The organism is Sulfuricurvum sp., assembly GCF_023229695.1.
Classification (GTDB): domain Bacteria; phylum Campylobacterota; class Campylobacteria; order Campylobacterales; family Sulfurimonadaceae; genus Sulfuricurvum.
In genome coordinates, this window is record NZ_JALNYS010000017.1 from 42917 (window position 1) to 55952 (window position 13036).

9 protein-coding genes are annotated in these 13036 nt (G+C 51.2%); 1 reads left to right on the forward strand and 8 read right to left on the reverse strand.

Going from position 1 to position 13036, the window contains the following annotated elements:
* The first annotated feature begins 1 nt into the window (after window position 1).
* Window positions 2–1795, forward strand: a complete 1794-nt coding sequence (locus M0P91_RS12210; RefSeq protein ID WP_295067808.1) for a hypothetical protein — start codon at window positions 2–4, stop codon at window positions 1793–1795.
* A gap of 184 nt (window positions 1796–1979) precedes the next feature.
* Here M0P91_RS12210 and M0P91_RS12215 read toward each other — a convergent pair whose 3' ends face one another.
* From M0P91_RS12215 to M0P91_RS12250, 8 genes are all read right to left on the reverse strand, one after another.
* On the reverse strand, window positions 1980–2981 hold the full coding sequence (locus M0P91_RS12215) for a 4Fe-4S binding protein (RefSeq protein ID WP_295067810.1): 1002 nt from the start codon (window positions 2979–2981) through the stop codon (window positions 1980–1982).
* Window positions 2974–3786 (reverse strand): hypothetical protein, encoded by an 813-nt coding sequence (locus tag M0P91_RS12220; RefSeq protein ID WP_295067813.1) that lies wholly within the window; start codon window positions 3784–3786, stop codon window positions 2974–2976. The genes M0P91_RS12215 and M0P91_RS12220 overlap by 8 nt, the downstream gene beginning before the upstream one ends.
* 9 nt (window positions 3787–3795) lie before the next feature.
* Complete coding sequence (locus M0P91_RS12225; protein WP_295067816.1) at window positions 3796–5958, reverse strand: TonB-dependent receptor; 2163 nt, start codon at window positions 5956–5958, stop codon at window positions 3796–3798.
* 583 nt (window positions 5959–6541) lie between these two features.
* Window positions 6542–7864, reverse strand: coding sequence for a c-type cytochrome (locus tag M0P91_RS12230; RefSeq protein WP_295067819.1), 1323 nt, complete (start codon window positions 7862–7864; stop codon window positions 6542–6544).
* Window positions 7864–9258, reverse strand: a complete 1395-nt coding sequence (locus M0P91_RS12235) for a cytochrome c (protein ID WP_295067821.1) — start codon at window positions 9256–9258, stop codon at window positions 7864–7866. The genes M0P91_RS12230 and M0P91_RS12235 overlap by 1 nt, the downstream gene beginning before the upstream one ends.
* A 445-nt stretch (window positions 9259–9703) precedes the next feature.
* Window positions 9704–11347, reverse strand: a complete 1644-nt coding sequence (locus tag M0P91_RS12240) for a methyl-accepting chemotaxis protein (protein ID WP_295067823.1) — start codon at window positions 11345–11347, stop codon at window positions 9704–9706.
* A gap of 432 nt (window positions 11348–11779) precedes the next feature.
* A complete protein-coding gene (locus M0P91_RS12245; RefSeq protein WP_295067826.1) occupies window positions 11780–12226 on the reverse strand; it encodes a nucleoside deaminase in 447 nt (148 codons plus the stop codon).
* A gap of 8 nt (window positions 12227–12234) precedes the next feature.
* Window positions 12235–13002 (reverse strand): M15 family metallopeptidase, encoded by a 768-nt coding sequence (locus tag M0P91_RS12250; RefSeq protein ID WP_295067829.1) that lies wholly within the window; start codon window positions 13000–13002, stop codon window positions 12235–12237.
* Between the last annotated feature and the right edge of the window lie 34 nt (window positions 13003–13036).

Consider the following 13036-nt stretch of genomic DNA (forward strand, 5'->3'; position numbering starts at 1 on the left):
GATGGAATTTATAGAGTACGACGCCAAACGCGTATCGACCCTTCTACGGAATCTTTATGGAGAAAGCCTTCAAAACTTTTTTAATTTCATTCTCGAACTATTGGAATTTGAGGAGAGGTTTTCACTGCCGGATACCCTTGTATCTTCCCAAGCATCACCTAATCTTCAGATGAAGTTTATGGAAAAAAAACTAAATGACAACGCTTTTAGAAAAAAAATTGTATCGATACTCTCTTCTACTTCGGAAACGGTAGAACTTTATCGGAATCTTGTGTGGGAGTACGAAGCATTAAGCGCCGCGAAACTTCCTCAATCGCTCCTAAAACCCCAAGTTCCGGACAAAAGTTACGGCACCCATAAGGTTCAGCTCCCCAGCCCTTTTTCTTTGATTACCCATTCGACGCAATTTGGCTACACCGGTGCGGTATCTCATCTGATGATTGACGATACCCTAGCCGAACTGCTCAAATATTTTCTCCCTCTTCCGGATCATTATGTTTTGATCCCTGCTCAGGAGATAGCAAAGACAGAGTACACCTACAGCAATGAAAGCGGCATTTTAGGGTTTATGAGCGTTTTTGACGAGATGATTCAGCACCGCCTTGTCGATGTGAGCGATACCAATGAAAAGCCTTCCGCTAAAACGCTCAACGTTTTACGACAATCCGGCGGTATCGATGAATTTTTTACCGAAAAAGGGATGGACCTCTACGCTAACGATATGCTCACACGCAGCTTTTACCACTTTATCTATATCCAAAAAGGGTTTAAAAACAGAGAGCTGGAATCATTGAAAACATTTGTGAATCTTCAATTGAATAACCGCATCTCATTCTTTATCTCCCGTATTTTTACCTCCCACCTCAAAAAGGTCCGTTTTAGCTACCATGATACCTCAGAACGGAGCCTTTTTCTTCTTGTCAAAGAGTTGATTGAGCAAATGCCGAAAGAGGGTTGGGTAAGTTTCGAAAACATCGATAGCTTTTGCACCTACCGAAAAGTTGAATTTCATCTTGAATCGAGTTATAAAACCGACTCCTATACCTTGGAGTGTGATCCCGTTGATTTGTTTGGATTTGGGGATAAAACGATGGTTGACTGTGAAGATTTTTATGATGAACTTTTTTTTCAACCGGTACTCAAAGCGATGTTTTTCTATCTGGGGGCATTAGGGCTGTTGGAGCTAAAATACGATGATCCCCTCTCTGCTTGCGCGATACAGGCAAAAGGGAAAAGGTACATCTCCGCATGGGATGGCTTGAAGTATATCCGATTGAGCGATCTCGGACGATACGTCTTTGGATTCGCACAAATCTACACCCCTATCGTGGTAAAAAAAGAGATCAAGGAACTCAAACTGGATGAGTATAAACCGATCATTACTCTCCATCCCGACGACAGTGTCACGATTGCCAAGCTCGACGCTTACGCCGAAAAGATAGATGATACACGATACGCCCTAAGCTACAGCAAAATTTTCAAAGAGTGTAGCACGTACAAATCGCTTGAGATCAAAATTGATACCTTTTACAATCAGATAGCCTCCAATCCGCCGAAGGTGTTTCAAGATTTTTTTGATGAAATTAAAAAAAGAGCCTGTTTGCTCAAAAAAGAACCCAAACAGATCGTCATCCATTTAGAAAACAACCATGAACTTTTAGCGCTCTTCATGAATCATAAAAAGCTCCAAGAGTATTGTATTAAAGGACAAGGGTATCGGATATTGGTTGAAAAAGAGAATCTCCCGAAGGTGAAAAAGATAGTGCAGGAGAATGGTTTTTTTATTGATTTTTAGGATTTGACCTTACGCACCTTCTCTTAATAGGTGCGAAAAGGGTAGTAATCTCCCGCATTTGAGAGATGCGGGAAGCTTCAGGGGGTTGTAGGGACTTTAGTCCCTGCCACTTTACGGGCTTTGCCCGGAAAGTGCGTAACATCAGGTAGTAATCTCCCGCATTTGAGAGATGCGGATGGCTTCTCTACCCCTTCCACCATTTGTCGATCTTTAGCCGTTTTTTGAACCCTTGCTTCGAAGAGGAGTGGAGGGTGAGGGGGCCGTATTTGAAGTTCATCACCCCGTCTTGAGGACAAAACTCGATACAGCGTCCGCAGAGGGTGCAGTCGCTGTGGGTGATGTCGTGATTGGCCGCTACCTCCTGGATTTCATAAATGTCCATCGGGCACGCTTTGACGCAGTGTCCGCAGCCATCGCAATGGGAGGAGCCGTTTTTGACGAGGCGCAAAAGCCCGATTTTTTTAAAGAGGGTCTGCATCGGGAGGATCGGGCAGATACGGCAGAAGGGCTGGCGGACAAAGAGGGCGAGGGCCACCATGAGGCCAAAGAGGAGATCGGCGATCAACGAGAGGGCGAAGTACCCCCACCCCGCCTCGGAAACATAGACCTGTGCCATGTCGCCGGTGGCGAGTGTCGTCATGATACGGCTGGGGCAGATCGCGCAAAACGGAGCTCCCCATTCATGCCCTAGCAGTCCGATCCCGGTCAGAATCGGAAAAATAAGGACCAAAAAGAGAAAGATAAACCATTTGATCGGACGGATTTTCAGTACCGTCTCCCGCCCCAGTGCGGTGATTTGGGTCAGCCCCAGTTTGGTACCGATCATCGTGATGACCTCTTGGAAGAATCCGAGCGGGCAGAGCCATCCGCAAAATGCTTTATTTAGGACAAGGATCAGCGCGGCAACCGTTCCGATCGTAATGAGGGTGGGGAGAAGGGCCTCCATCAGTTTGGCGTTTTGGGTAAAGAGCCCCGATACCCGGTGATCCATCTGATGCTGCAACGGGATCAGGGTACAAAAATCTCCCCCCTTCATATCGTAGGCGCACGAGAGTGCGGGGAGGTTCTGGGTGAGTTTGTCCCCGGTATAAAAGGTGGTGAATATCGTCGCACCGTAGACGAAAAAGACAAATGCTGTGAGTTGAATCACCCGTCGCAGGGCGCTCATCGTTAATAGTTTATCCACGTTTTACCCCTTTGGATGTGGTTCGTCGGTAGATCAGCAACCCCCCGATAAAGCCGAAGAAAATAGCAATAGCCCCCATCTGTTGGGATTGCCAATAATCGTTGGGATTGGCGTAGTAGGGCATCGATAAGGTACTTTGGTAGTGGAGGCCGCTATCTTTTAACGTGGCGGTGAGCAAAAATTCCGAGGGTTTGTTTTCGCTGCGCCCCGGCTTGACATTTTTAAAATCGTTGGGGAGGGTAATCGCGAAGACCCCTTTTTCATCGGAAGTATAGGTTTGAGAGGTTTTATTGTTCGTCTCCAGTATAAGGGGGGTATGGGGTAACGGCTCTCCCTGAAAGGTGAGCAGGAAACGGTACTCTTTGGATCCGGTATATCGGTCGTGCTCCCGGTGCAGAGGGGCCGGTACGATCTCCAGTACGGCTTTTGGAAGGGAGGTGAGTTTCGTAGGAGATATTTTGACCGGACGGCCGTGCAAGGAGAGATAGCGTATGGCGCTGTTCACTCCGGTACCTGTGCGCTGATTGACCACCAAGGCGGCGTATCCCCCCATCTGCGTTTTGGGAAGGGTTACGATCGCGTGGCTGATGTTCAGCTCTTCGGTCGAAAGATCGGGCAAAATCAGTCGGGCTACCCCCTCCTTTTCTCCGTTCATGAGACTAAACATCGTTTTTTCGCTACCGCCGTGGCCGCCGTGTTTGGATGCGGCACGGTTGCCGGTATCGCAGTGATGGGGTGCCCAATGGAGGGGTTGTCCCCCGTAGAGCGAGAGGGTAAGGAGAAGGGGGGTGAGTATTTTTTTCATCCTCTCCCCCTAGAATTTGACGGACAAGCCTGCCGTATAGACACGGCCGGGATTGACGGTCAGGGAGAGGTCTTCTTGATTGAACACTTTGTTGTAATCGCGGTCGTTGCTGGCGCGCGCGGTGTTGAAATAAAATTTATTCAAAAGGTTATCGATTCGGGCAAACATTTCGACCGAGTAGCCCCCCCATTTTTCCGAATGGCGGGCGAGGAGATTGATTACTTCGTATCCGGGCATCGGCAACCGGTTCAGTTCATCGGCGTAATAGCCTGATTTCGCCGTCAGTTCCGCCGAGAGGAGGGTGGAGGGGGTGACGTTGTAGTTCCCGGTGAGGTTGAGGACGTGGGGTGAGGAACGCGGGACGGAGTTGCCGGTCAGGTTGTAATGGACCTGAGTATAGGTGGGGAGATAGGGGCTTCCCAGACCGAGATAAAAGTTGTCGTATTGGGTGAAGGAGGCATCCAGATAGGTATAGGCCATATCAAACGAGAAGGTTTTGCGAGAATCGCTTTTGAGGGAGAGTTCCACCCCCTTGCTCCGCATTCCGCCGATGTTTTCGTAGCGCTGCGGATTGGTTGTCGTCGCGGCGGTGTACTGGCCGATGGAGGACATGATGTAGTCTTTGCGCTCCAGCCAAAAGAGGGTCGCCTCGTAGCTGAGGGTGTTGTCGAGTGCCGGAACGGATCCCCGGATTCCCAGATCGTAGTTGAGTGAGTATTCGGGTTTAAGATCGGGGTTGTTTTGTGTTTTGGTATCCAGCGAAATCGTCCCGTTGAAGAGCTGATCGATCGACGGGGCCCGGAATCCGGTAGAGCGGCTAAGAAACAGGGTGGCCGCATCGTTGAGTGTATGGGTGAGCCCTACGCGATGGGAGTAGACGTTAAAATCTTTTTGGAGGGCAAGGGTGCTGAGATTGTCGTTATAGTCGAGGCGGATGGTGTCGTAGCGTCCGTTGAGGGTCAGGGTTGTTGCACTGCCGAGGGGGAGTTTCACCTCCAGATAGGGGGCATACACCTTTTCGAATGTTTTGTTGTCTCCGGTGACGGTTCCGGCTGAATAGGTCGGAGGGGTCGGGCGTGTCCGGAAATCGACGAGGTAGGAGAGTTTATTCTCATAGACATTGTTCCGGGCTTCCGCACCGAGGAGATAGGCGACCTTTTCCCCTTCGCTGCGGTATTCGCCCTTAAGCCCCCGTTGTACCTGATGGTAGTCATTGAGGGTCGTATAGGCGTTGGTATCGGTTACGGCCGCTCCGGAGCCGTCGTATTTTTGGGGAGAGCTGACGAATTTGGTATCGTCACCGTACTGGTAGAGATTGACGAGAAGATTGGAGCCGCTGCCGAAATCCTTGCTGTAGGTGAGGAAAAGTTTGAGGAGATCGACGTCGTATTTGCGCGCGTAATCACGCCCCGCGACGCTTTTGGGGTCATTCAGCGCCTGTGTCATCCCCTCGACGGTTCCGTGGGAGTCTTTTTCACGGTGGGAAGCCTCCGCACCGAAGGTGATATCGCTGGTGTCATCGATGTAGTACTGGAGTTTGCCGTTGGCGTATCGGGTGAGGTATTGTGAATCCTGCCAGTATCCGTCGCTTTTGCGTTCGCTGACCTGAATGCGGCCGTTGAGCTTATCGTTGGAAAAGGAGGTTTCCCCGAGGAGTTTTTGATATCCGAAACTGCCGAATTCGGTGGCGACATTGGAGTAATTCGCGGAGCCTTTTTTGGTCGTGATGATGACGGCGCCGGCGAGGGCATCGTCACCGAAGAGATACGATGCTCCCCCTTTGATCACTTTGATCGAGGCGATGTTGTCGAGGTCGATATTGACCCGTCCGGTCCGCTCAAACACGGGGACTCCGTCGATGACGACGGCAACGCCCGGTTTCTCCCCCATATAGCGCTGGTTTTCAACCCCTCGGATATGGATTTTGATGCTGTCTCCCGATTGGAGCTCAGTGGTCATTCCCGGGATACTTTGGAGAATCTGCTGGAGGTTTTCGATGTGGGCGGCATCCACTTTTTTGCCGTCGACCGTCGACGTCGAAGAGCTCTCGGTTTTGGAAGGGTGGAAACGGTCATCGATCGTTGTCGAATCGATACCGATGATGCCGAGGTTTTCGGTCGCGGCGCAGGTGGTTGCCAATAAGGCGGCGAGGAGAAGAGAGCGGTGTGTCATCGTAATTCCTTAGAGTACAGAGAATAAAGGGTGCGATTATGAAGAAAGAGTGTTACATTTCTGTTAAGTAGCTTAATATGAATAATATATATTATTTTTTATTTTAAAATAAGATCTGATCTTACGCACCTTGTCTAAACACGTGCGAAAAGGTTGGTAATCTCCCGTATCCGAAAGATACGGGAAGCTTTAGGGGGGTGCAGGGGTGAAAAGCGTCAAAAAAGCCAACTGCTTGGCTTTTTTAGTTTTGGAACCCGGCCGATGCACGCAGTGCCGGCTGGGCCGTCCCTGCCACTTTACGGGCTTTGCCCGGAAAGTGCGTAACATCACATAAGATTTTGCCTCCCCTCTCGTGTGAGGGAGAGCGACACTATTGGCAGGAGAACCGAAAATGGGTTGACCCTTTTTAAATATGGATCCCCGGGACAAGCCCGAGGATGACGCGTTGGGTGTTGTACCGTCTATCTTTAACGGTACATACGCATTTTGTCATCCCGTACTTGATACGGGATCCATCTCTTGCATTGGGTTTTGTGTCGTAGCACAAAATGACGAGAGTATACCTAGTTCATAAAGTTTGGTATTACTTTTGTTTCAACACCCATACGACGAGAGTTTTTGCCTCTTCATCGGTGAGGGTTTGCGGAGGCATCGGAGTTTCCCCCCATTTGCCCGTTGAGCCGTTTTTGAGTGAAGCGGTGAGTGTTTCAGCGCTTTGCCCTTTGGCGGCGATCTCTTTGTACGACGGGCCGACGAGCGGTGCATCGATGCTGTGACACGCCAGACACCCTTTGGAATCGGCTAATGAAACAGCGGGATCGAGAACAACCGCCGGAGCGTTTTTCATCTCCTCTTTGTATGCTTTGTATTCGGCGATAACGTCGGTCATGTATTTTTCCGTCGCTTCGGCCTGAAGTTTGAGCGGCTCTTCGAAGCTCACGACACGGATACCGTGGCGAGCGGTCGCCATCAGTGCTACGGCCGCTACCATCAGCACGAGTGCTTTGGTCGCATCGCCGAGGTTCATCTCTTCATCGCCGAAGCGTTTGAGGAGGAAGAAGAAGAGAATCGTGAGTACTGCCGAAGCCGCAAACGGCAGGAATACAAACGGGGTATGGATGTACGCTTCGCTGAAGCGCGGTGAAAAAGCGAAAAAGACGAGCGGAAGGACGGCGATGTTCACCGGAGCCGCCCACATAAACCATTTTTTCCCCTGATCGACCGCCAGACGTCCCGCTTCGGCATCTTCGCCGCCCGCTTTGATCCATTTGACCCCCAGATAGATCATGACGATCCCCGTAAAGCTAAACGCCGTGAGGAAAAAGTTGATCAAGCGAAAGCCCGTAAGGGGGGTTAGCATAATGTCCCAGATGGTTTGAACCGTGGCAAATGTCTCCGGCTGTAAATAGAGGTTTGACATCGACATAAACACCGGAGGCAACGTATAGAACGTGAGTACCGCAACCAGTCCGATAGCGATATGGAACCCTTTGTGGCGGTGCAAGGCATGCCAGCTAAATTTGTACGCATACGAGAGCAAAAACGCGAAGATGTTCCCGTAAATGATATGCAAAATATGGGGAGAGACTTTCAAAATCGCCGTATAGAAAAATCCGGTATAAAGTACCGAGATCACCAGCAGCGGCGCGACCCCCCATAATGCCCCCATATTCTCACTGATAGTGGTCGGGTTGGTCATTTTGTAGGCCAGCACATCATCCGTTTTGGATTTTTTGAATACCCCCGTGATGTTATAGAGGACCGACGCGGTCGATGCCCCGATGAGGGTATAGATAAATGCGATATGCACGACAAAGACGATTACGCCCAGCGTATCGAAAAACCAGCCGGGGAGTCCCATCGTCGGGATGACGAGGGGGATGTCAAAAGGGAGTTTCCAGTTCATTATTTGATCTCTCCTCTTTTATTTAGTGTTGCGAGATAGGCCGCAAGAGCCTCTTTTTCCGCTTCGGTTCCGACAAACGGAGGCATATACGGTGTTCCGCCGCCGGGGAGGTTGTTGATACGGTTGCGGATAGCCGCTTCGCTCCATCCCGCCGTGAGTGCTTTAAGACCGTTGATCCCGTTTTCGGTATGGCAGGCGCGGCACTCGATTCGAGCGATCGTATGACCCACTTTAACAAGGTTTGATTTATCCTCATTGATCACTTTGTCTTTTTCATCGACGAAAACAGCATGCTTGAGGATACCCACTTTGTTCAGATAGGGGACGTCGGTGACACGGATACCGTTGGCGTACATGTAGTGATAGATGAGGTAGGGTTTGCGGATAAACTCACGCGTACGCTCTTCGTAACCCCAAAAGAGCATGAATGCCGCGACCATGAGTGTTGCCGCAATGTAGGGCATCCGCTTGGGGGAGAAATAGGCGATGATCGTGGTGATCACCACCGCACCGCCGATACCGCTGATAATCAGGTACATCAAATCCATTTTGTCGGCAAACGCACGCGTCATCATCGCCGTCGGGATCATGGCACGGGCCGCTTCGGGGATTTGCAACAGGTAGTAGTACCCGAATGCCGCAGCGACCGGAACGGTAACCATCATGATCGTCGCGAAAAACTTGATGAGGCGCTCTTTGGTATTGCGAATCTCTTCGTCTTTGCTAAACGCGGTGATAAGCCATGTCCACATAATCGCCAATGCGGCGGCAAACGCGATCGAACTAAAGGTTCTCATTAAAAGGCCGGGGAACCAGGTCGGATTAAAGAGGGCATTGTTGTAGTTGACGTTACCCGGATAGACTTCCGGATCAACCCACGGCTGACCGTCGAAATTCGGGGTTAGCATAAAGCCTAAAATCGCCGTGATGATCAGCATCGTCACCCAGGAGGAGATAGCATACCAGATCCCGAAACGTACCGATGACGTGCGCCCTTTGAGGGTAGTCTCTTTTTGTTTCCACGTCATGAACCAGAACAGGAGCAAGATCACCTCGAAGTTAAAGACGATCCACTCGATAAACCATTTCCAGAAGAAAACGCGGATCAGTCCGCCGATGGCGTTGGGGCTGATGATGTTGGCGTGAATCCACATCCCGATTCCGGTGAGGGCGCCGATGGAGGTAGAGAGGATAAAAAAGACCATGAGGAGGCGGTAGACGGTTTCATACCCGGCCGTATCGCCCCGTTTGTTGGTCCACCATGCGGCCAGTGCCAGCACCACCGATCCTCCGACGGCACCGCCGTGCGAGACGAAGACGTGGATGATGGCATTGATCGCCATGAGCATTCTGAGCCCGATCGTGGGCATTTCGAATATGGGGAAATCGAACATATATATCCTTTGTTTTTATATCAACCCCCTAAAGCTTTTCGCATTTATGCGAAAGATTTTAAAAGAGTGCATTTGAAAGGTGTATATGCACGACAACGTCGGAGAAACAGCGCCAAAAAACGCTATAATTTTGACGTTGCCGTGCAACACGTTTTTCCGTCTGCCTGAGAGCTGCAATTCTGATGGCAGACGGATCGTTAAGGCTTTCTCCTCGGTATTTTCCTCCTTTTTTCTCCTCAATAGTTTAGTTACGAGAGTAGCATTATGAAAAAACAGTGTTACATTTATGTTAAAGCTGACCTTACGCACCTTGCCTTAAGGGGTACTTCAATGGGAGTTAATCTCCCGTATCCGAAAGATACGGGAAAATTTGATTCGGGAGGTTGAGGAGATCATCGGCCGCCCGGTTGAGCGGATGATCGATTTTTGACGTTAAACGCTAACCTTACACACTAAACTTCTGAAGCTGTCGGCTCAGATCGGCCGTGTTGTGATCGAGTCCGGTTGCCACATCGGTGATCTCTTGAATACTGGCAGCATTGGACGAAGCGATTCTATTGAGGGAGTCGATTTTGGCGGAGATGAGGTTCATCCCCTCCATTAAGCGGGCAAGGGTATCGTTGGAGTGACGGACACTGCTTGCGGCAATCGAGATGAGAGAGGATGAGGATCGGATGATCTCTTGTACCGTGTTGGAGTCTTGAGAGACGATCAGCACCGATTCGGTGGCTTTGTCCATTTTTTTACTGGTGTTGATGATGGCATTGACGATAGAGTTAATCGTTATATTGATCTGAGAGAGGCTCTCTTGTGTCCGTTCGGCGAGTTTGCGTACCTCGTCGGCGACGACGGCAAATCCCCGGCCGTGTTCCCCCGCACGGGCCGCTTCGATCGCGGCATTGAGGGCGAGGAGATTGGTTTGATCGGCGATATCGCCGATGATGTCCAGAACCCCTTTGATCTCTTTGGCTTGCGCGGAGAGGGTTTTAAGATCCTCGGAGAGGAGTTGCTGGCTGGCGGCGACCGTTTGGATGTCATCGTTCATGTGGGCAATCTGGTCCGTAGCGTGGGTGAGGTTGCCGTTTGCCTGAGAGATTTTTTCGTCGGTATCGTGTGCCGCCGCACTGCTGCGGTGGACAATCTCCTGAAGGGTGATGATTTGGGTATGGGTTTGTACGATATCCGAACTGCTTGCTTCGAGACGGTTTTTAATGGCCGCAGAGACGAGATTGAGCTCCTGTGCCGAAGCGATGCTGTTATGGGAGGCCGATTTGATGCTTCCGACGATTTTTTGCAACTCATCCATCGAGTCGTTCATGTTGTGCGCGGCGGTAGCCAGCTCATCACTCCCGTGTGCATCGATCCGGTGGAGAAGATCCCCGGAGCGGAGGTGGCGGGCGATTTGGGTGAGATTGGCCGTTTTTTGGAGAAGATCACGGGAGATGAAGTGCAAAATGATATGGACGCTGATCATCCCCGCAGGGAAGATCAAGGCAATCAGGAGAAGGGTCTGGTTAAACTCTTCTTGTGCGCTCAGATAGAGCGCCTGGGTATTGGCAATCTGTAGATCGATCAGGGTGTCGAGCTGTTCGGCAGCCGGGGTGAGACTGTAGGGAAAATCGCTTTGGATCAGATCGAGAATCGTCATGATCTGTTTGGCTTCGATAGCCTTTTCCAGCAAAACGATCGAACGTTCCGCCCTCTCCATTGCCTTTTTCGCCTCCGGAATCATCTCTTTCTCCTCGTCGGTCATCTCCCCGGAGAGATAAATTCCCCATTTCTCTTTGAGCTGTTGATGGGAAGCGGCGACCGATTTGGCGGCCGCATCGAAATCTCCAACCCCCTCGGAGAGTTCGGTCGCGGTGTGGAGAATCTCTTTTTCGATCCCGTTTTTACAGGTGCGGAGATTTTGGAGGGGTTCAAGGCTCTGGCTGTGGATCGTTTCCAGCGATCCGTTGGACAAAAACATCCCGGTAATCCCGAGTGCGACCGCCGTAAGGGCAAAAAGCTGCGCCAAAACGACAATGAGGGTCAGTTTTTTTCGGATGGAGAGGTTTGCAAAGAGTGAGTGAGAGTGGGGAGAAACCATAAAAAAACCCTTGAAAAAAAATACGTACAGTATAAAGGAGGATTATTACAATTTGATCACATTGGTATTAACTGACCTTACGCACCTTACTTTAGCAAGTACGTAAAGGGAAGTTTTTCTCGCGCATCCGACAGATGCGGGTAGCTTTAGGGGGGTGCAGGGGACAAATTGTCCCCGCCACTTTCCGGGCTTAGCCCGAAAAGTGTGTAACATCAGTTAGTAATCTCCCGCATCCGAAAGATGCGGGTAGCTTCAGGGGGGTGCAGGGGACAAATTGTCCCCGCCACTTTGCGGGCTTAGCCCGGAAAGTGTGTAACATCAGTTAGTAATCTCCCGCATCCGAAAGATGCGGGTAGCTTTAGGGGGGTGCAGGGGACAAATTTGTCCCCGCCACTTTGCGGGCTTTGCCCGGAAAGTGCGTAACATCAGATATTAATAAAGTTTTCGGTTCTCTTTTTCCAGCCACCGGTCAAACAACTCCCGGTTTTTTTCCCCGTCGATCACCCTGAGATCGAGTACGGTGCCGGGGTCGGCGATAAAGGTGTGAAACCGCTCGTCATCAAACCCTCCCCGTGCGGCATCTTCTTCCGTAGCGCCGTAATAGACGGTCGGTATCCGTGCCCAGAGAATGGCCCCCATACACATCGGACAGGGGTAGCAGGTGGTGTAGAGGGTGCAGTCGGAGAGGTCGAACCGCCCCAGTTTTTCGGATGCGAGGCGGATCGCCCCCATCTCGGCATGGGCGGTGGGGTCGTTGGTGGAGAGGACCCGGTTGTGGGCGGCGGCGATTAGGTCGCCGTTGCAGACGATGACGGCCCCGAACGGCCCCCCCTCATCCGATCCCATGCCGCGCAGCGCCTCGTCATGGGCGATTTGCATCCAACGGTTCATCGGTTGTGAGAAACGCAGGAAGGGGCGAAAAGTTCGGGACGGTACTCGAAATGCATCGTATCGTAGTGGTACCATCTCCCCCCCCAGATAAAGCCGTGTTTTTCGAAAATTCGGACGATGGAGAGGGGCATCGTGTTGCGGTAGCCGATTCTAGCCGTTTCGGAAGGGGCTTCATCTTTCCAGTATTGGGTTTTGGTCGGGGCGAGATCGATCGCGATCCCGAAGCTGTGCATCGAGAGGCGGTCGGTGTCTTTGATCACCCGGTACTCATAGGTGGAGGCCCCCTCCGCCCAAATCCGCTCTTTTTTCGGGAGGGCGGCGATTTCGCGTCCGATGGCGGCGAGTTTTTGATCCACCCCCCCGACACGGTTGACCCGAAGTGTGCTCATCCCCTTCAGCGTCGGCCATTCGATGGTGACGAGATTGGCTTCGATCCCTTTTTTGTCTTTGCCGTAGAGGGCCTGGAAAAAGGGCTGGTAGCGAAGACGCCCCGGATCGAAAAGATACGGAGGAGGGGTTTCGATCCCCCCCGCATCGTAGGTTTGCGAGAGCTGGACGGAGAGATCGGCATTATTGATGGTCTCATCCCATGTCCCTTTGGGCGTCGGGGTGTGATAGGGGAAGCGGGTACCGTCTCGTAAGAGCAGCGACGTTTCATCGGCAGAGGTGATCAGGGGGCCATACCCTTGTACGTAGCATTCGGGATTTCCCCAGCTGAGGGTGACGAGGGCACTGAGCACCCCCAATAGTGGTAAACAACGCATGGTTCCCCTTTTTGGATGCTATTTTAGCTTATTT

What these genes read in the sequence shown, in the direction of transcription:
- M0P91_RS12240 (WP_295067823.1), bottom strand. Translation starts at nt 11,347, where the DNA reads ATGGTTTCTCCCCACTCTCACTCACTCTTTGCAAACCTCTCCATCCGA.
- M0P91_RS12210 (WP_295067808.1), top strand. Translation starts at nt 2, where the DNA reads ATGGAATTTATAGAGTACGACGCCAAACGCGTATCGACCCTTCTACGG.
- M0P91_RS12230 (WP_295067819.1), bottom strand. Translation starts at nt 7,864, where the DNA reads ATGAACTGGAAACTCCCTTTTGACATCCCCCTCGTCATCCCGACGATG.
- M0P91_RS12245 (WP_295067826.1), bottom strand. Translation starts at nt 12,226, where the DNA reads ATGCAAATCGCCCATGACGAGGCGCTGCGCGGCATGGGATCGGATGAG.
- M0P91_RS12220 (WP_295067813.1), bottom strand. Translation starts at nt 3,786, where the DNA reads ATGAAAAAAATACTCACCCCCCTTCTCCTTACCCTCTCGCTCTACGGG.
- M0P91_RS12250 (WP_295067829.1), bottom strand. Translation starts at nt 13,002, where the DNA reads ATGCGTTGTTTACCACTATTGGGGGTGCTCAGTGCCCTCGTCACCCTC.
- M0P91_RS12235 (WP_295067821.1), bottom strand. Translation starts at nt 9,258, where the DNA reads ATGTTCGATTTCCCCATATTCGAAATGCCCACGATCGGGCTCAGAATG.
- M0P91_RS12225 (WP_295067816.1), bottom strand. Translation starts at nt 5,958, where the DNA reads ATGACACACCGCTCTCTTCTCCTCGCCGCCTTATTGGCAACCACCTGC.